9 protein-coding genes are annotated in these 20,375 nt (G+C 66.4%); 4 read left to right on the top strand and 5 right to left on the bottom strand.

Going from position 1 to position 20,375, the window contains the following annotated elements:
- Positions 1-117: 117 nt before the first annotated feature.
- Positions 118-1,323: an NAD(P)/FAD-dependent oxidoreductase gene (locus I41_RS04700; RefSeq protein ID WP_145431381.1), complete on the top strand. Its 1,206-nt coding sequence runs from the start codon at positions 118-120 to the stop codon at positions 1,321-1,323.
- An 82-nt stretch (positions 1,324-1,405) separates the two neighbouring features.
- On the opposite strand, the gene I41_RS04695 is transcribed toward I41_RS04700, so the two are convergent.
- From I41_RS04695 to I41_RS04685, 3 genes are all read right to left on the bottom strand, one after another.
- Positions 1,406-8,044, bottom strand: a complete 6,639-nt coding sequence (locus I41_RS04695) for a hypothetical protein (RefSeq protein WP_145431379.1) — start codon at positions 8,042-8,044, stop codon at positions 1,406-1,408.
- On the bottom strand, positions 8,041-11,472 hold the full coding sequence (locus I41_RS04690; RefSeq protein WP_145431377.1) for a hypothetical protein: 3,432 nt from the start codon (positions 11,470-11,472) through the stop codon (positions 8,041-8,043). Before I41_RS04690 ends, I41_RS04695 begins: the two co-directional genes overlap by 4 nt.
- A gap of 363 nt (positions 11,473-11,835) precedes the next feature.
- Entirely contained in the window at positions 11,836-12,624 is a 789-nt protein-coding gene (locus I41_RS04685) for an inositol monophosphatase family protein (protein ID WP_145431375.1), read from the bottom strand.
- Positions 12,625-13,123: 499 nt separating this feature from the next.
- Between I41_RS04685 and I41_RS04680 the strand changes: the two genes are divergently transcribed.
- On the top strand, positions 13,124-13,822 hold the full coding sequence (locus tag I41_RS04680; RefSeq protein WP_145431373.1) for a hypothetical protein: 699 nt from the start codon (positions 13,124-13,126) through the stop codon (positions 13,820-13,822).
- Here the strand turns inward: I41_RS04680 and I41_RS04675 are convergent.
- Both I41_RS04675 and I41_RS04670 read right to left on the bottom strand, forming a co-directional pair.
- Positions 13,819-15,006 (bottom strand): metallophosphoesterase, encoded by a 1,188-nt coding sequence (locus I41_RS04675; protein ID WP_145431371.1) that lies wholly within the window; start codon positions 15,004-15,006, stop codon positions 13,819-13,821. The genes I41_RS04680 and I41_RS04675 overlap by 4 nt on opposite strands.
- A gap of 100 nt (positions 15,007-15,106) precedes the next feature.
- Positions 15,107-16,885, bottom strand: a complete 1,779-nt coding sequence (locus tag I41_RS04670; protein WP_145431369.1) for a hybrid sensor histidine kinase/response regulator — start codon at positions 16,883-16,885, stop codon at positions 15,107-15,109.
- 308 nt (positions 16,886-17,193) lie between these two features.
- Here I41_RS04670 and typA point away from each other — a divergent pair, with 308 nt between their 5' ends.
- Complete coding sequence (gene typA, locus I41_RS04665; protein WP_145431367.1) at positions 17,194-19,089, top strand: translational GTPase TypA; 1,896 nt, start codon at positions 17,194-17,196, stop codon at positions 19,087-19,089.
- A 208-nt stretch (positions 19,090-19,297) separates the two neighbouring features.
- Positions 19,298-20,158 (top strand): hypothetical protein, encoded by an 861-nt coding sequence (locus I41_RS04660; protein ID WP_145431365.1) that lies wholly within the window; start codon positions 19,298-19,300, stop codon positions 20,156-20,158.
- Positions 20,159-20,375 lie beyond the last annotated feature (217 nt).

Below are 20,375 nucleotides of genomic sequence, written 5' to 3'. Positions count from 1 at the left end.
GTGGCCAATTTCGAGAGTAAAGTTTTCATTTTTTTCTGCAGCGCGCCGCCGCCCAGCGACGAGTAGGCTAGGGCCCGCCGCCGTTGGTCGCGGCGCCTGGGCGGAGGAGTGAAGGCGATGGCAAAGCAACGGATTGTCGTGCTCGGCGGCGGGTTTGCCGGACTGTGGAGTGCGGCGGGGGCGTCGCGGCGGCTCGATGAGTTACGCATCGGCACGGATGACGTGAGCGTGACGCTTGTCAATCGCGATGCGTTCCATTCGATTCGCGTGCGAAACTACGAGTCCAACTTGGCGCCGACGCGCGTGCCGCTCAGCGAGGTGCTGGAGCCGATTGGGGTTGAGCTCGCCGTAGGCGAGGTCCGCAGCATTGATCTGCGGCGGCAGTGCGTGAGCGTGGCCGACGGCAGCGGCGAAGTCTCTTTGCCGTACGACCGGTTGGTGATGGCGCTGGGGAGCGAACTGGTGCGGCCGGCGCTCCCAGGATTTGCCGAGTATGCGTTCGACGTCGACACGTATGGGGGGGCGATGAGGTTGCGTGCGCACCTGGGTCGACTGGTCGCTGCAGCGACCAGTCCGCAGGGGCGTGATGGTTGGAAGCGGGTGCTTGTGGTGGGAGCTGGGTTGACGGGAATTGAACTGACGGCGGAACTGGCGTCCGAGTGGGAGGTGACGCTCACCGATCACAGCGATCACATCGGCTCGAACATGGGGCCCGATGCTCAACCGGTGATTGCCGAGGCGCTGAAAGCGCTGGGGGTACAAACCCGCGTGGGGGTGGGCGTCGCGTCCTTCAGCACGCAGGGTGCGACGCTGACGACGGGAGAGACGCTCGCCGCGGCGACGGTCGTTTGGTGCGCCGGGATGCGGGCCAATCCGTTGACGGCCCTCTTCCCCGTTGAGCGCGATCGGTGGGGCCGACTGCCGGTCGACGAGTTTCTGCGCGTGAAGGGAATCGAGCACGTCTTCGCAGCGGGCGACTCGGCGGCGGCCATGGTCGACCCCGAGCATGCGTCGGTGATGTCATGCCAACATGGGCGGCCGATGGGACGGTTCGCGGGGCACAACGTCGTGGGCGATTTGTCGGGGGCGCCGATGCTGCCGCTGGCAATCGACTGGTATGTGACGGTGCTCGATTTAGGATCTTTGGGGGCGGTTTACACCGAAGGGTGGGAGCGACGCGTCGTCGCGGTCGGAGCGGCGGCCAAAGCGACGAAGCGAATGATCAACGGCGAGCGGATTTATCCCCCGCGGGGCGGGGATCGGCGGGCGATCTTCGACGCGGCGGCGCCGGTGGTGCAGCGGCCGCCGGCGTATCGTGCTTGACAGGCAGGGTCGACCGCGGGGCTCGACTGGTCGCTGAAGCGACCAGTCCGCGAGGCGTGCTCGTTTATCGTCGCGACTTCGTTTATCGTCGCGACTTGCGGTAGGCGGCGATGGCGAAGGCGATGATGACCAGACCGAGAAGGCTTGGGGCGAGGAAGGCCCACCACATCAGCCCAGCCGCTCCGAACGCAATGTAGGGCCAGCGCTGCATTGGAAACGTCAGCGAACGGAGCGCCGTAGGCTGCCGCCAAGCAACGCCCACCGCCGCCGCGAGCATCGCCGCGGCGAACCACCGGGCGATCGGCCACGGGGTCGTACGAGGAACTAGCGTCACGGCGCCGGCGGCATCGCCCGCGATGGAAATGACGCCGGCGCTGGCGCTGTCGGACCAAAAACTCTCCGATTCAGTCGCGGCGTCGGCGCTGGCTGACGTTGGCGCGTCGGCGGCCGCCAGACGTTCGCGGAGTCGGGTCCAGGCTGCGGGGTCGCTGGCGGCGCTGGCGGGGTCGGCGGAGCTGAAGCGGTCGAGCCAGGGTTGGCGCCACTGCTTGAGCTCCCACTCGGCAAGTTGCGAGGCAAGGGGATAGGCGTCGAGGAAGGCGTCGATCTGCGCGCGGCGAGCAGCGGCGGCGAGTTCACCTGCGGTCATGAGGCGGCTGCGATCGCTGGGCATGGGCTGCGCGGCCGCGTCGGCGATTTGCCAAAGGGTGCGTTGCGGGGCGAGGGCCTTGCCGTCGACGGCGACTTGCGGGGGCGTGAACTGTCGCTCGGCCGCGGCCGCGAACTTCGGCAGACGGTAGCTGAACTGGAAGACGCGCGGAAGAAAGCGGGAGGCGACTGGCGCGTTCCACGAGGCCGCGGCGGGGAGTTGGTGCAGCGGAATGCCATCGACGGCGACATATTGCACCTGAGCGCCGGCGGGGAACGTCACCTGGCACTGATCGCCTCCGCCAGCCTGGACGACCAGCTGCGCCAGAGCGGTTGCACTGCCGTCGGCGTCGACGACCATGCGGATTTCCGCCAGGCGGTAGGCGGAGCTGCGAATCGCATCGGGGAAGACGCGCTGCTCGGCGACGAAACGTTCGCGCAGGACGCGATAAGCGGGCGTCGGCGCCGAGTCCAACCCGGCGGCGAGCGCCTCCGGCAGCGGTTGGGCTTGCACGCCGCGGAGCGTCCATTCGGGCGTAAGATTTCCGGTCGTGGGAGGGAGGATCAAGAAGAGACGTTGGCGCTGGGCATTGGCCAGACGGAGCGCCGGGAAGCGGATGCGCTGATCGGATTCGAGCGAGACAGGTCCGCGGATGACGATGCGAAAGGCCTCGCCGGCGGGGATGGCTCGTTCGAGACGTACATCGAGCGTCTGGCGATCGGCGTCGGCGGCAATGTCGCGCCGTTCGATGCGCGCGGCGGGTTCGACGGTCAGGGGCCCGCGCCAGTTCTTGCCAACGATCAGCCGGAGGCGGTCGACCATGCCTCCTGTGGCTCGTCCCTGGAGGCGGCACTCGGCGGTCGGTTCGGCCGCTTCGAGCTGCAACGTGAGCAGGGCGTCGGCCTCGTACTGGGCGTCGTTGCGGGTGATCCGTAGTTCCAAAGGCGACGCCGCGTTGCGTTGAACAGCGAACTGACCGACGAGCAGCCCTTTGGCGGGATCGACGGAATTGGCGGAGGGTTTGGGGGGAGGAGCCGCGGAGGCCCACGCGACCAAGACGTCGCCGCTACGGAAGAGGGAGACGTCGACAGGCGCCGCCGGTGAGCTCTCAAGGGCGATGTGCGGGACTTGGACTGTCCGCTGGAGGGCGGGGAGAACGCCGGCGTCGGCCGCGGCGCCGCCGGCGGGGGCCGCGGTGACGGCTTCGTGCAAGCGTCCCTCGACGCGGAGGGTATGGGGCTCGCTCAACGGCCGGCTCAGAAAGACGTGGAGCTGATTGGGCTGCGGACGCGCCCACCGGAGCGGGAGGGCGGCGTCGGACCCGTCGAGCGACGCGGCCACGTGTTCGATTTGCAGATCGGGCGAAACGACGAGCCGGTGAACGAGTAGCTCGCCATCGACTTCGGAAATCGCCGCGGCATAGGCGACGCGGACGTCTGTTTCGCCGCAATGTAGTTCAAGAGAGTCGCGCGACGTGAAGCGAGCCGAAGCGGGAGCAACGTCGAGCGACCAATCGGGCGTGTCGGCGGCGACGGCGTAGTGCAGGGAAGCGTCGGCCGCGGCTGGACCCCAGAGGGTTTCTAGCTCGGCGAGCGTCACCGGCGTCAGGCCGCCGGCGGCGCCGTCGCGGACGCGGAGGCGAGGATCGGCGGCGACGGCGAAGTGGCGGCTGCGGACGTTCACGCCGAGGGGTTCGACCCATGGATAGTCGATGCGCCCGACGGAAAGCGTGCGTTGCAGCTGGTACTGCAACGACAGGACGACGGGCCATGTCGGCTTCGAGCGAAAACGGAACGACGTGGTTCCGGCGGCCGCGGGTTCGCCAAGAGGCGGAAGAGCCACTTCGAGCGGCGAGCCCTCGGGAAGGGGCAGGAGTTTCAGCTGGGGCGACGCGGCGACGCGCAGCGTTTCGAGCGGCGCTGCATCTCCGGAAAGGCGGAGCCGAACTTCGAGCCGCGCCGCCGCTGGATCGACTTCTAGCAGCGATAGCTGCTCGACCGTGACGCCGGCCGCCTCGCGTGGGAGGCGGGCCGGCCACGTGACGTCGAGAAGATCGGCGGGGCCCAGATGGAACGTGGTACGGGCGGCGCTTGATTGAGCTGGGGCGAGATCAGCGGCGGCAACTTGAACGTCGGCGAGTCCGGCGGGGTGGAGGACTTCAACCGTCGACCCGGTGAGCGAGGGGACGCGAAGTTGGAGACGAGCACGCTGGGACTCGCCCACGGCCGAGCTGGTCTCAAGGGGGGTAAGCGATGCAGTGAGCTCGTGGGCGCCGGGTTGCGAGAGCGTGACCAAAAGCGCGGCGCCGTTGGCGCTCCAGGCGGGCAGTATCGGCTGACCGTCGAGCAGCAGCGAGGCGGGGTCGAGCATGCCGGCGGCGGCGAGCGGTAGTTCGACGCGAGTTTGGGAGCGTCGCGAATGCCAGCCGAAGCGCAACTGGACGCGTCGAGGGACCAACTCGCCGTCGGCGCCCACAGGTTGGAGTTCAATCTGGTAACGGGCGTCGACCAGCGCCGCGGGCGCCTCGCCAGTGGCCGACAGCAACTGGGCGGCGAGCGGGGCCGGGACGTAGACGTCGCCGCCGCTGGGTTGGCCCGCGTCGTCGACGGGAAACAGGACCTGCGGCGGAGCCTTTGCGGGCGCAGGAACAAGCGGCGACGCCGAGGCGGGGGCTGCGATTTCCGTCAGGGTTGGCGTTGGGGGCGAGCCTTGTGCGAACGATTGAGATGGCGTGAAGGTTACCGTAGCGGAACTGACCGCCGTGATCAGGATGGCGACGGCCGCGCTGGAGCGAGGGCGAACGCCGGTGCGCGACTTGGTGAGAAAGCTGACGAACTGCCGCACGAAGGCGCCCGTGAGGAGGCCCAGAAACGTCGCCTGTGGTAAGGGGATGTACGCATCGGGGACGGCCAAGCAGAGCGCGGCAGCGGCCGCCGTAAGCAGGACGACGGCGCGACGCGACCGGGCCCAGAGCCAGGCGGACGCCACGGCGGCGGTGAGCCACGCCACATGCCAATTCGCTTGCACGGCGCTCACGAGGCGGAGTTCGACCGGCGCCGGGCGATCCACGAACGTTTGGGTGAGAATGCTCCATCCCCCCGGCGCGGCGACTCCGACGGCCGAAGCGGGAATCACCGGCGAGGCGGCGTCGACATGGGCAAGCAGCATGCCGTCGTACCAGCGTTGATCGCCGCGACCAGAGAGCGGGCCGCCGAGTCGGGCGAGCCAATCGGCAGGCGGAGCGTCGGAATGTTGGCGCTGCGGGCCGAGAAGTTCTGCGTTGTAGGCGGCGGGCCAGCGCAGGGTCCACTCGCCGCGCAGCACAGGGAACGAGGCGCGCGGCAGCATCGGTTCGACCGTCGACCTGCGACTGAGAGGCGAGATTTTTCCTTCGAGCGCAACCGTGAGGGTTTGCCGTTGCGCGGAGGCGGGAATTCGCAGCGAGACAGAGCGGGCGTCGGGGCCGCGTGCCGCGATCAGCGACCGGCCGTCGAGCGTGATCGTCGTGAACGCGATTCCCGCCGGCACGGTGAGTTCGACGTCGGCCGGTTGACGAGCTTCGATCTGGTAAGCGAGGCGATGGTTCTGCGTGCCGTCGGAAAACTGTTGCGTTTCGGCGTCGCAACGCCAGGCAACGACGCCGCCGGTCAGCGCGGCGTCGCCCGCGGCGCGCGAGACGAACGTCGGCGGCGTTGACGGGGGCGTCGCGGGATCGTCGCCCAGCCGATAGCAAGCGAGCGCGGGAAGCTGCCCGTCGAGCGAGGCATCGCGACTCGGCAAAGCGAACGCGGAAGCGGCGCCGCGAGGATCGACGGCGAATTGGCCAGCGTGGCCGCGAAGGATGGCCCAAGCCTGCCACGTTTCGGCGTCGGGAAGGGAGACAACGTTGACCGCGGCGTCGTCGGGGAGGGTGCTGCGCCAGACCGCACGAATGCGAAAGGGGACGGCCCGTGGTTGCGGGAGTCGCACGCGGTATTCGGCGACGGTCGCGGCGGGGGGCGGCGGACTCGACGGCGCGGCGGCGCGTTCGACGGAGAGGGGCTGGCCATCGTCAAGTTGCCAGGCGACGTCGGCGGGAAGCGGGCGCGCGGCGAGCAAGCGCAGCTCACTAATGGCGCCGCTGACGGGACGGCAGAGGATTTCGGCCCGATGTTCGTACCCAGTGCCGCCCGCGGTGACGTCCATCCAGGCTTCGGCCTGGAACGCGACCGGCGTCGACGCGACTGAGACGATCGCAGCGGGGTTCGCCTCGCTCAAGTCGATGAGAAGCCCGCCGTCGACCTTACCGAGCAACTCCTGAGCGGCAGGCGGAAGCGCGTCGGCGGCGACGGTCGCTTCGGCGAGCTTGGCGTCGGGGACGATTTCCTTGCCGCGGCGATCTTTGGCGAGCAGCCACTGACCGTCGCTGCCGCCGGGTAGTTGCAGGAAATTCAAATCGCTCAAGGGCGCCATGCGCGTCCACGACCGCCAGGGTTTGCGGGCGGCGACGGTGAGCGACAGCGGCGCGGCGGCGGTAGGCGAGCGGCGAAGTTGCAATTGGAGCTTGCGGGCTTCACCCTCTTCGACATGCCACTCAGCGATGGCGTCGGCGGGTTCGGCGACGATGGATTCGATATTCCAATCATTCGCCAACGGCGCTGTGACGCGAAAGGCGCGACCTTCCTCGGCCCATAGGACAATTTGCGCGCGGGCGATGATTTCGCGGTCGGCGAACTCGGTGACGACGCCGGTGCGGCGCCTGAGGACCTCGCGGCGGTCGCCGACGATCAGGTCGACGGCGGCAGCCGGCGACCACGCTTGCAAGCGGTAGACCTCGCCTGCCGCGCCGCTGCCCACGCCGACAACGTTGAGCAGGCTGCACTCGCGGGGGGTCAGCGCACGAATTTCGAGCGCCGGATCGACCCAAAGGGTGCTGGTGCCTTCGGTCCACAAAAGTCCTTGAGGCATGATGCCGGGCAGCGTCCAGGGCGCATCGCAGGTGACTGGCGCCGCCCCGCTGACGGCAATGATCAGGGGGGCGCCAGTTGCCAGCGGACCGGTAGTGGGGAGGGCGACCAATAGCGCCGCGGCGTCTTCGGGGTCGCGGCGCCACTGGACGGGCGATCGATTGACGGCGACCGACGCCACGTGGAGCGACGGCGGAGCAGCGAGGCGAAGTTCGGCCGGCAGCGCGCCGCGTGATTGGATGCGCAGCTCCGCTTCGTAGTCGACGCCGTCGGCGGTGAGATGGTAGGCCTCGGTCATCGCTGCCAGCGGCAAGGTGGCGGAGGAGGGAGTCGACGGGGCGGCCTCTTGGCGGCGGATTGTGAGGCGGTGTTCGATGCCGGCGGCGAGTTGGAACTTCCAGCTCCGCATTGCTCCCTGCGGGGCGGGGCTCTGATCGACCAACTGGCCGGAGGAGATGGTCGGCGTGGCGTCGGCGGGGAGTTCCAGCGTGAGGGTTTGCGCGACGGCGATGGGCAGGTTGAGCGAAAACTCGAGCTTGCCCCCGCGTTGGGAGGGAGCGGCGCGCCAATCGACGGCGACCGGGCCGGAGCGATCGACGAGCAAACCGTAGGTGGCGGGTTGTCCCTCGTCGTCGGACCAGAGGCCGATCTCGGCGGGCGTCGGCTCGGCGTCGGCCGCGGCCGCCAGCCATCGGCCGCGCAGGACGACGGCATTCCAAGGCGCGAGCGGCAGGAGGGTGGGCGAATTCTCGATTGCGCGGACATCGAACGTGGCGACCCCTGCGAGGGAATCGGTTTCCGTGAGTCGCGCGACGTAGTCGGCGCTGGTGACTTGCGCCAAGCCGGGGCGTTGGAGTTGGCGACGTTCTGTGGTTTGCTGGACGAGCCGCTCAAATTCGGCGCGTTCCATCGGCAAGTATCGGGCGCCTTCGGTCGGCCAATCGGCGGTTCGTTCGGCGGGGACGAACACGCGGCGGTAGGCGAGCGGCGAGTGGTTCTCCGGCGCTGTGGCGGTTGTTTGAGCCCGCGACGACGAGGCGCCGGTTGCGGCCACGACCAGCGCCAGCAGCACGCCGACGAAGCGCCGCGTTTGCCGGGACCGCAAACATGGGTTTGGCGCGTTCACGGCGGCGTCTCGCGCTGTTGCCGCGTGGAGCCGGAGGCGGCGACGACGGCGTCGTCCGAGTCGTCCTGACGTCCGGCAAGCCATGGCTGGGTGGCGGTGAGGCTGACAATTGAGCTCGCGGGCACGGCGGCTGACGTTCTGCGGACGCGAACATCGGCAAGCAGCCAGCGCGTGGCGAGCGAGACGATCGTGAACGCGCCGCCGAGGAAGATCGACTGGACGAGCAGGATCGCCGCCTCGGGGTAGGCGGCGAGGGTCGCGACCGCGGCGATGATCGCCGCCAGCCAAAAGCCTGCGGTGCGACCAAGATTCGTGTAGAGGGCGATCAACCCGACGGCCAGCGCGGCGGCGGCGGCGGCGACAATCAGCCAGGAGCGGCGAACTAACCGCACATGGACGTGCGGCGGCGCATCGAACGCGCTGTAAAGATACTCGTTGGTCGAGGCGGGGAGTTCAGGGGCGGCGGTCGCGGAAGTCCATTTCTCGAGATCGGCTTGCGACTGCGTCGGCTGACGGCCCCAACTCCACTCGCGCCAGCCGAGTCGGTACTCGCCATTCATGCCCTCGGGCGTGGTGACGGCCGCCATGTCGCGGGGGACGATCAGTTGCCAGAAAATGGGGCTGCTGCCCTGGGCGTGTTCAAGCGTCGGGAAGCTGGCGCCCAAGCCCGCGGTGACGGCCAGATGCTGCTGCGTTTGCCGGCGAAGCTCCAGCGTATGAACTTGCGGAGTTTCGGCGGCCGCGAGCGGCGCGGACAGGAGAGCGCCGTCGATCTTCGCGGGAATCGTCTGGCCATCGAGTTTCACTTCGAGCGGCCGCCCGGCGAAGTCGTCGGGCAGCGTCAGCTCGACGCGCGGCGCGCCGGTGCGAAATCGATAAACGTAGCGGTCTTGCCGCTGGCCGCCGACGATCCAGGTTTGGATCCAAGTCGCCTCGGCGCGGAGGTCGAGCGGCTCGGCGCCGGGCGCCGACTCGAGGCGCAGCGCTAGTTCCCCCACGGGTTTTGCCGAAGTCGCCGCGAAGATGGCGGGCTGCTGCTCGCCGCCGACCCCCGTGGCCTCGGGCGCGGCTGGGCGCCACAATTCGTTCTGGCCATCGGACCAGAGGGCAACGCGCGGCTGCCCCACGGGCGAGGTGATCGTCGCGCGGGCGCCGGCCGGCTGGGTCGGGATCGCCAAGGGAATGGTGATGGGCGAGCGACCGAGTTGTTGCGAGTCGTTCAGCGCGTGGACGGAACGGATCTGCAAGATTGTCCGCCCGACCGTAGGGCGCGGCAATCGGACCAAAAGGCGCAGATTGTCTTCGGTGGATCCCGCGGGGCCAGGAGCCAGGGGCAGAATTTCGACGGCGGACGAAGCCAACGGTCTCCCGTCGAGAAGCAGTTGCAGCCCATGGTTGGCCAACAGCTCGGTGGCGACCGTCATCGACAACTCGCTGGTCGGCTGGTAGGCGACGTTGTACTGCAGGCGCTGTTCGACTTCGAGCGAGTCGCCGGCCATACGGCCTTCGACGATCGACTCGACGGCGACGGCTTGTTCTTGCTCGCTCACGTCGATTGCAACGCGGGCGCGGGGGAGAAACGTTTGGAATCGACGCGCGGCGGCATCACGGCGCGGAGCGGACGTTGCGGCAGTGGAAATAGCTCCATTCGCGGCGGGAGCTGCGGCGGGTGCTGCCGCAGCATTGGCTTCGGCGACTGCGCCGTTCGCCTCGGCGGTCGCGACGCCGCTGGAGTTATCGACTTGAACGATGGCCCGCCAGGCTTCATCGCACGTGACCGATAGCGTACCCGGAAGGGTGAATGCATCGAGGAGTTCGGGCAGCGGCAAATCGTGCAGCCCTAAGCCAGCTTCGCGACGCAGCGTGAAGCGAACGCGCGCCTGTTGCAGGTCCGATTCCTTCAGCGGCATCACCAACACGCCGGCTGGCGTGACATGCTGTTCGGTAAGATCGACGACGCCGCCGGATTCGACCGGTTGCTCGGTAAGTTCCCAGCCGCGCAGGTCGGCGCGCAGTTCGAACGTCCGTCCTCCGAGAAACTGGTAGTCGACGGTGACGTCGAGGGTGGCTCCTTGGCTCCCCAGGTTCATGGCGTACGTCGGCGTGGCGCGGACTTTGCGTTGGCGCGGCTGCGTCTCGACGTCAAGTTGCCAGTCGGCGCCCGCGCCGACGAACGCGGCGAGGGGCGCGGGCGTGCGGAGGGCCTCGGGAAGGTCCAATGGGTCGATCTGTTCGACCCGGCCTGCCGTCTGGAAATCGGCGTGCAGCAATTCGCTGACGCGGATCGCCAATTGGCTCCGTTGGCGGAACGCGCCGACGACGTCAAACGACGAGGCGAACAGCGGGGCTGCGGCGTCGGCCCCGCTATACTCGGCCACGAGCCGCACCGGCGGCGGCGTGGTTGAGGGTTGATCGAAACGAACCTCAACGAGCGCCGCTCCGTTTCGGCCGGCGGCCGATGCGATGGGAATGACTTCGTACCCGCTGCCCGGCGGGGTCGCCGCGGCGGCGGCCCCGCGCGGCAGTCGGATTCGCGCTCGATCGAGCGCCTCGCCGAAACTGCGGAGCGTCACCACGGCTTCGTAGGTCAGGCGGCCGGGCTCCACCGTCACGGCAGCGTCGATGGCGGCGCTCAGCGTCGCGGCGCGGTCGAACTCTTCCACGGCACGCGGCCCCCAGCGCAAGGCGAGGAGGCCTTTGGCGCCGTCGATCTGCGCGGTGTAGCGGCCGTCGTCGGCGGTGACGGTGGCGAGGGCGACCGACTTCGGGGCTTCGACTTCGACCTGGCTGGAGGCAGTGAAGTCGATGTGGGACGTCGCCGCGGCGGGAAGATCGATCTCGAGTTGCCGGCTATCGCCGTCCCGTTGGACGAGCAACTTGCCAGTGAAGGATACGGTGCGACGCTCGCCCGGTCGGCCTTTGAGCCAGGCGACGTAACCTTGCCGCTGCGCGTCGAAGAGTACGAAATCACGCTCCTCGTCGCCGGAGACCTCCCACTTACTGACAATCAATCCGCCAAGCTCCAGCGGGACCTCCACCCATTCGGTCGACTGCAGGTCGACGTCAATGTGCAACTCGACGGCGACGTCGTCCCCCTTTACGTTGGCGGCGGCGGCGAGGTTGGCGAGCGCGAAGGTCGGTTGGCGCGTGTCGGCCTGCTGCAACTGAGCGGCGCGCCACGACTGCAAGAAATCTTCGTAGCGATAGCCGAGAACCCGGCGAAGGTTGCCGGCGGCGTCGGGGAGGAAGAAGACATCGGGCCCAACAGCGCCGCTCGCCGGCGCCGCGGACTTGGCGGTACTCTCGGCGGCGGCAACGGCCGGCGCCGTAACGGCCGCCGGTGGCGCATCGCTTCCCGGCGCCTGCGCCGAAGCGCATGGCGCCAGCAAGCCGGCCGCTAGCGTCAGTGCCAGGAGTATGCGAGACAAAGACACGTCGAGCGACCGGTTTAGAGCGGAGACGAAAAGTGGCGGCAGCCGGCTATTCTACGGCGGGAGCGGCGTCGCAGTTTGGGGAGCGGCAGCGCAGCGACGCAAATGGAAGAGCGTCCCTCCATTGTAGGCAGGAGCTCGCGCGGAACTAGCGCCGCAGATGAGGACCGTGGACAGCAAATTTGCTGGATTTTCCGCAGATTTTACTTGAATTGGGGGGAGTCGGGGTCTTGAAGAGAGCGACGGCGTCGTATCGTTCTTTGCGACGCAGGTTATGGCCAAAAGAGGGCGTCTGCCCGCGGTCTCGGACGCGGGAGTCGCCGCCGCGGGCCGTTCGAGTCGGTTTTTGCGACGGCTTGGCTAGTGAATGAGCGGGAGGAGCCGCTGGTGTAGCGTCGGCGTCGACGCCGCGAGATAGTCGGCACGGGCCAAGTCAAAGGGCTGGCCGTCGGCGGCGGTGACGGCGCCACCCGCTTCGCGGACCAACAATACGCCGGCGGCGGCGTCCCAAGGGTGGATTTCGTGCGCCCAGTGGGCGTCGAGCCGACCACAGGCGACGTACGCCAAATTGAGGGCGGCCGAACCTGTGCGGCGCATGGCCTGGCAGACCGGGCCGACGCGCATAAAGGCCTTTAGATCGAGCGACTGATCGTCGAGCCGGGGCGGAAAACTCACTGCCACGAGCGATTCCTCGACCGTTGCCGCAGCGCTAACCCCCATCGGTTGACGGTTAAGCGTCGAGCCGCGTCCAGCCGCGGCGGCAAAACACTCGTCCCGTTCGGGATCGTACACGACCCCGGCCAGGAGTTCGCCCCGCCGGGCGACGGCAATCGAGACCCCGTAACAGGGAAGCCCGTGGGCGTAGTTAATCGTGCCGTCCAAAGGATCAACCACCCAGCAGTAGTGGCGATCGAGCTGACCCATCACGGGAGCCTCCTCGCCCAGGATGCCGTGATCGGGGAAATGCTCGGCAATGACCCGGCGGACGGCCTGTTCCGAGGCGAAATCGGCATCGGTGACCAGATCGCGGGGGGCTTTTTCGCGGGTCTGAAACCGCCCGCGCCAGGCGAGTAGCTGCTCGGCGCCAGCGCGAGCAGCCAGCTCACACACGACGAGCAGATCGGCAGGGGAGGGGATCGCGGCATTCATCACGCAGGGGGGCCTTGTGGCAAAGATTTCGGGCTGGGGGTTCTATTTTGACGCAAAACCTTACTGGTTAGGAAGTAGCGATTATTTATAGCGATCGGGGTGCGGTCGCCCGAAATATTCTTGCGGTCTGACGCGACAAAAAGCTGGACATGAGGATTAGAACGGGTATGATCACAAGGAACGAGGAGGAGTTGGTTGGAAGTCTGTTCAGCATAACCATTCGCAGTGATGCGATAGGCGATTGACTGATCTTCTTCATCCCCCCACAACAGACATTCGGCCTCTTCTCTGTTCCGGCCCCGTCGCTTCACTTCGGTGAAACGGCGGGGTTTTTTTTGGTCTCGCGGGGAATCTCTTGAGGCCTAAAAATGAATGCGCCGGGCCGTCGACCATTGTCCGGTCGCGTCTCGCCCTAGCGTCGCGACCGAGGCGGCAACAATGGCGCTGGCGCGCGACGAAGGCGCGGCTTGCATCATTCACCGGAAATTGAGGTCGAAAAATGAAGGCTGATTGGCGCTCATCGAAGTCCGATTATTGGCAACTTGACGGCAGTCGAGCCATTCTTCACGCGCCGCGACTGCGCGGCATGATCGACCTGCTCCACCCGTGCCGCGGGTTGACCGGGATGTGCGTCGACGGTTCGGCGCTTGTCGGTTGGCTGATGGCCGTCGACGTCGTCGCCGTCGATGGTTGCGGGTCGCCCAGCGACGACCCATGGCAGATAGCGGACGTGTATATCCGCGGTCGCGACCTCGTGGTCACTTACAGCGAGCCCTTGGAGCAGCCGTTTAATCTGCAACTCTATTGGCGAATGATCGACGCCGCCGACGACGACGCGGCGCTTGATCTGATCTGCTCGATCCAGACTCCATTGTGGGAGGCGCACCCGGGCGTGACTGTCTGTTCGTCAATGTTCGAGACGCCGATGGAAACGATGGGCGGCGCTCTGACGGTCGTCGGAAAGGGGAAGTGGTCCTACGTCGAGGCGACGCGTCCGGGAGACTTTCAGCCGCAAGCGGGGGAGCGACGCGGCGAGTTCAGCGGCGCCTATTGGCGATTTGGTCCCCAGTTCATGGAGAAGGGGGTGATTCGCCGCCTTCAACTGCGCGGGGCATTCGTCGCACGCGACGACGCGGCGACCATGGCCGCCAAGTTGGGGCGGGAACTCGCCGGCGAAGAACCGGCGCTGACGGCTTAGACTTTCTCGGTCTCGGCTGAAAGCCGCGTCAATTCGAGTAACGCAATCTCCGGCGGGCAGCGCCAACGCAATGGCGTTTCGCCGCTAATGCCGCGGCTGACATGGAGGACCGTGTTCCCGCGGCGAAAGACCCCGCACGCGTAGCGCGTGCCATGCAGGCTGGGGCTGCAAATGGGCCCGAGCAACGGAAGTTGCACCTGCCCGCCGTGCGTGTGGCCCGCCAGCGCCAGGTCGGCGTCGGCCTGGGCGCACCAAGCGAATTGGTCCGGCGTATGACAAAGGACGAGCCTGAATTCGGAACGGCCTAACTGACGGGCCGAAAGCTGGTCGACGGCCGCCGCGGGCATCCAGGGCTGCTCGTTGCCGCCGAGTAGAACAGGGACGCCGTTCCACTCGGCGCGCAGCCACCGTCCGCTCAGGCAAGTGAGGCCGTAGTCTCCTAGCAACTCGCGCGTGTGACGAGCGTCGACATAGGCGTCGTGATTGCCGACGATAAAGTAGACTCCCAGCGGCGCGCAGAGCGAGCCGAGCGTTCGTTCCAGCCAGGGCCAACACTCGGCTGCTTCGACGATGTCGCCGGTGATCGCCATGACGTCGGGTCGAAGATCGTTCAGTTGCCGCGCGATGACTTCGTAGAACTCACGATCGAGCCGCCCCGTCATGTGGAGGTCGGTGACGTGGGCGATCGTGAGACCTTCCAGCTCGGCGGGCAGGCGGGGCAGGGCGAGTCGTTTGCGATCGACCGAAAGCTTCAGAGCTTCGTTCAGCGGAAGGTTGCCCAGCACCAGCGCGACCGGTCCGGAAAGAGGCTTGCGGCCGAGCAGCTTCGCCACGTCGCGAACGTCAGCGGTCCACTTCCGCAGGATGGTGCGATCGTAGCGGTGCGCTTCGACCCAGAGCTTCACGAACACGGCGACGACGCCGAGCGCGAACGCGCCCCAGGCGTACCCCGCGATCCAATCGCGGCGGGCAAAGGGATTGAACGTCGAGATTTGAAGCAGATTGCACTCCCACGCCATCCAGGGCGGAAGGAGGCAAAAAGCGGCGATGCTGATCCAGGTGAGCGACTTGATGACCGCCCTGGGACCGCTGAACCCGTGGAGCCGATTGACGACGCCGGTCCAGAGAAACCCGTGTCCCAGCGCCGCGATGGCCAATCCAGACCAGACGAGCAGGGGAGTCATTAGGGACGGGACTCGGGGTGAAGAAGTTCGGCGAGACCGAACTATAGCATCCAACGGAGGATGAACCCATGCCGCAGATCCAGTCGGCGGCAGTAATGACTCAGTCGTCGGCCAGCTTCACGTCGCCGGGGCCTTGGCGCTCTTCGATCGTGTGCTCGATTGCGGAGACGAGCTGATCAAGCCGGAATGGCTTGTAAAGGACGAACTTGAGCCCCTCGCGACGGGCCTTGACGATCGTGTGGTCGCGGTCGTAGCCGAAGCCGGTCATCAGGACGAGCGGCACGTAGTCGGTGAGCTCGCGAAGTTTCATCAACAGTTCGTATCCGCTCATGTCGGGTAGGCGGATATCGGAGATGATCACGTCGTACTGCTGGCCCGGCCCGAGGTTGCGCACCATGAGGCCCGCTTCGGCGCCATTGTGGGCCGTTTCGACGTAGCAATGATAGCGGTCGAGCAACTCGTGCGCCGCCGAGCGGACCGTATCGTCGGCGTCGACCACCAGGATGCGGCGACCGGCGAGCAGCGGCCGGAACTCGACCGTCGCGGCGCTGGGGTGGGCTTGCGTCGGCGCCATGTTCTGGCCGACCTTTTGGATCACGCGCTTGATGTCGCGCGCGTTGCGGAGAATATGCTGAAGGCGCGAAGCGAGCTCGGGGTCGACGCTCGCCGAGCGTTCCATGATGTTGACGGCGTCGTTGAGAATATCGTCGACCGGTTGGGCGACGGCGGCGTGAATGGCCTCGACGCTGGCGGCGGCGACGGCAGCTTTTTCAGCGGCCAAGAGTTCCAGCGTGTTGAGCGCCATCGCCACGTTGCGGGCGAAGATTTCGAGGAACTGTTGATCGCTGTCGGTGAAGGCGTCGGTCTCGGGACTTTCGACATTGAGCGTGCCGATGACTTGTTCCTGCAGTAGCAGCGGCACCGTCAGCGAACTGCGGCCGCCGGCGCAACCTTCCAGATAGAGCGGGTCTTCGATGGCGTTGCCGCAAATATAACTCTTGCCGGTCGAGGCGACGTAGCCGGTTACGCCGTTGCCTACTTCGGCGGCCTCAAGTTTGCGTGCCGCAGCTTCCGGGGCCATGCCGACGGCCATCAGCGGGCGGAGGTCGCCCGTCTCCAGATCGAGCATGCGAATTTCGATCACGTCGAGTTGGAGAACGTCCTTCATGCAGTGGAGGATGTTCTCCTTGAGCAAGGCGACGCGTTCGCTGTAATCGAGATCGGAGACGTCTTCAGGCGCGAGGTCGCCAAGTTCGTTGCCGGCCTGATGGATTGCTTCGAGCTTTTGATGCTGCAGCATCTCGGCGGTGACGTCGTGCACCGTGACCACCAAATGAGTCGGCGCCTCGCCCGAATCGAGCAAAGGCGCCGCGTGGAGCCGGTAGTATTTATTGTCCCTACAGCGGAGAACCGATGCGCTCGACTTCCGCGTGGCCAGAGCCGTCTGGAACGGACAGTAATCGGGGCCGAGGATTTCCGGGCCGCCGAGGACCTCGTAGAACTTCTTGCCGACAATCCCTTTCTGCTTGGTCCACTCGCTGAGGCGGCCGTTGCCCCAGATGATCGTGTTGTCGGCGTCGAGAAGGACGACGCCGTCGGGCATGCCTTGGAGGATGCGATCGTTTTGCAGGAGCCGGCCGACGTCGGTTGCTTCGGAGAAGTGGTCGGCGTCGACGAAGACGCCGGCATAGTCGCCACGGCCCATCAAGGCCAGTGCGCGGAGCGAGGAACTGAGCGGGACGAGCTCGATGTCGTCGCCGAGCCGCTCTTGAAGATTCAGGAGCGCATCGTGGGCGCCGCCGAGATAAAGAATCTTGGTCCGCTCTGTCGCTGCGGCGTCGGTAGACGCCGAACTCTTCGACGTTTGGGGTTCAAACACCACGCTAATCCAAGGGAGAGGCGTCTCGTGGCTGCTGCGAACCTTGGCGAGGTGCGGGGGTGGGGGGCTCGCCGTATGACTTTGGTCCACTAGAAGTATAGAGTCGGCCAGCGGCGGCAACAAGGTTGACGCAGACGCTCCAAACGTACGACTGCGCGGCGTGCAACGAGGAAAATGCGTTCAACGACCAGAGCGGGAGCCTGCGGGCCTGCACCTGAGGGGTGAAATCTCGTACAATTGCGGCCCCGCCTCTCTGCGCGTGCGTCGATGCTTGACGCACGATCCCACGTTTTTTTGAGACCCGTTTTATGGCCCGTAGTCGAATTGTCGTCCCGCCGTCGCATCTTCGCAATGTGGCGATCATCGCCCACGTCGACCATGGGAAAACCACGCTGGTCGACAAACTGGTCTATCAGTCGGGACTCTACCGGAATGAGGAACTCGATAAGTTGGCCGGCGGGCAGCATGGCCTGATCATGGACAGCAACGATCTGGAACGGGAGCGCGGGATCACGATTCTCGCTAAGAACTGCGCGGTCGCGTATCAGGCGGCCGACGGCGAAACGTACCGCATCAATCTGATCGACACGCCAGGCCACGCCGACTTCGGCGGCGAGGTGGAGCGCGTGCTCAACATGGCGAGCGGCACGCTGCTGCTGGTCGACGCGTACGAAGGCCCGATGCCGCAAACGCGGTTCGTGCTGCAGAAGTCGCTCGATCGCGGGTTGAAGCCGATCGTGGTCGTCAACAAAGTCGATCGGCCTGACTCGCGGCCGCAGGAAGTCGTCAACGAGGTGTTCGACTTGCTCGTCGATCTCGACGCCCCCGACGACGTGCTCGATTTCCAGGTGATCTTTGCTTCGGCCCGCGACGGCTGGGCCACGGCCGATCTGGCCAATCCGAGCAGCAATCTCGTGCCGCTCTTCGAAGCGATCGTCGGGCACGTGCCGCCGCCCGACAAGGCTGACCGTGCGCGGGAGCCGTTGCAGTTTCAAGTCACGTCGCTGGATTACTCCGAGTTCGTCGGCCGAATCGCCATCGGCCGCGTCCATGCGGGGGTGATCAAGAAGCGGCAGCGGGTGGCGGTCATCGACCACCTAGGCGAAGTGACCCGCAAGAACGTCGTGCAGTTGCTGGCGTTCGAAGGCCTAGAGCGCGTGGAAGTGGACGAAGTGGCGGCCGGCGACCTGTGCGCCGTGGTTGGGATGGAGCCGATCGAAATCGGCGATACGATCGCCGACGCCGACGAGCCGCATGCATTGCCGCATACGCGGGTCGACGAACCGACGCTCCACATGATGTTTCGCGTGAACGATGGCCCGTTCAGCGGACGGGACGGGAAGTTCCTCACGAGTCGGCAGATCGGCGAACGGCTAGAGCGCGAGCTGCGGTCGAACGTCGCCCTGCGCGTCGCTCCTGGTCCAACCCAGGAGCAATTCCGCGTCTCGGGCCGCGGCATGATGCACCTGGGCATCCTGATCGAGAATATGCGGCGCGAGGGGTTCGAGCTCTGCGTCGGCAAGCCGCAGGTGATTTACCGCGAGATCGACGGCGTGAGGTGCGAGCCCATCGAACAGTTGGTGGTTGATTGCCCGGACGACTGCCAAAGTTCGGTGATGGCGTTGCTCGGCGACCGCCGGGCGGAGATGGTGAAGATGGGGCATCGCTCGGCGACCAGCGGCTTCATTCACATGGAGTTCCGCATTCCGGCCCGTTCGCTCATGGGGCTCCGCAGCCGGATGCTCAACGCAACCAAGGGGCAGGCGATCATGCATCACACGCTGCTCGGCTACGAGCCGGTCAAAGGCGAGCTCCCCAAGCGGCAGTTGGGCGTGCTGATCTCCAATGAGTCGGGCTCGGCGACCGCCTATTCTCTCGACGCCCTGTACGACCGCGGCATCTTCTTCGTGCGCCCGGGCGAGGACTGCTACCTTGGACAGATTGTGGGCGAAAACTGCCGCGCCGGGGATTTAGTGGTCAATGTGGTCCGCGGCAAGCAGCTCACCAACGTCCGCGCTTCGGGCAAGGACGACAACGCCAAGGTTCGCCCGGTCCGCGAGATGTCGCTGGAGGCTTGCCTGGAGTACATCGAAGACGACGAGCTCGTCGAGATCACGCCGAAGAACATTCGGATGCGCAAGGCGCTGTTGAGTGAGAATGACCGCAAGCGCGAGTCGCGCAAGGCGGCCGCGGTGGAAGTTTAAGGCCACGGTGGTCCTTTCTGGCCGACGAAGACTCCGGCTAAGGATCCGGGCGTAAACGTTCGTCCCGCGCCTCGCAATCGCTACAACCGGTTGGGACGGCGCGGCAGCCATTTAGCCCGGTTTCGACCTATGCTTGGGGTGCGGTGACGTGCGCGGTGTGCTGCGTTCGCGCCAGCGCTGCGCCGACACGAGACAAGGGCGAACTTCGATGCATTCTGTTTTAATTGTTGATCGCGCGGCTGCGTCGACGCATCGTCGCGGCGGGGCCGTATTGGAAGTATTCGGGTGCGCCGTGGCGCTCCTGGGCGGGCTGATCCTGGGATCGATCTATTTTGGGATCGACGTGCGGGACGTCACCGTGAAGGCGTTGCAACACGCCGAAATCATCGCGCCGGCGGCGGATCCGGCAGTCGTGGCCGTGGACGTGCATGCGGCGATTGGAGCAGCGCTCGACAATGGGGCGCAGGGGCCGACTCAACCAGCGGGCCCCGCGAAGCCTCCGGAAGATCTCGCCGACGCGCTGGCGCTGCCCGCCGAGCAACGGCACGCGCTGACATTGGCCTACTGGACGGCGCTGGACGAATGCATGAAGAACGAGTTGGCCGCGCGGACGTCGGCGAACGCGAAGTCGTCTGACCTGCAGGTGTACGACTACCTGACGCTACGCAATCAGGGCCCGCCGAAAGGCCCGAAGCCCAAGGCCGCCCCGCTGAAAACGCGTCGTTCCAAGAACTGGGCGCTCTACGAGTACCTGACGCTGCGCAACAAGGGTCATCAGGATGCGGCCGACGCCATCGAGGCGCTCGACGTCCGCGGAGTCGACGGTCACGTCTCGGCGTACGCCGAAAAGGCGCTCGCCTGGCATCGCGAAGGGGCGGAGCTATTCAGGCGGGCGTTGGATCTGCTTACGGACGCCCCGTCGGCGCAATTGAGCGGACCGTTTGCCCAGGCCTGGCAAAGCAAGGCGACGCAACACCAGATGGAAGAACGCCTGCTGGCAGATAAACATCAGGCGGTGCAGTCGTACCTAGATCACGGCAGCCATTCGGCAACGGAGACGTCGCCTTAAGTTAGCGATTTTGCAGCCGACGGCTGGAAACAGGCGCGAGGTTGACGCGCGTGCGGCGTCACCATCGGGCGACGCCGCGTGGCTGAATGCCGATCGGCCGCGCCCGAAGAATTGAACGGGAGCGGCTGCGCTCGTACGATGGCGGGCGCTGGCTAGGTTCATCGGCAATGGAGTTCGACCGCACGCACAGGGGTAGTTTAGGCGTGGGGCGAGAGAA

It is taken from the genome of Lacipirellula limnantheis (genome assembly GCF_007746075.1).
Lineage (GTDB): Bacteria > Planctomycetota > Planctomycetia > Pirellulales > Lacipirellulaceae > Lacipirellula > Lacipirellula limnantheis.
Note: the sequence above shows the minus strand (reverse complement) of the source record. Positions and strands in the feature narration are given on the sequence as shown.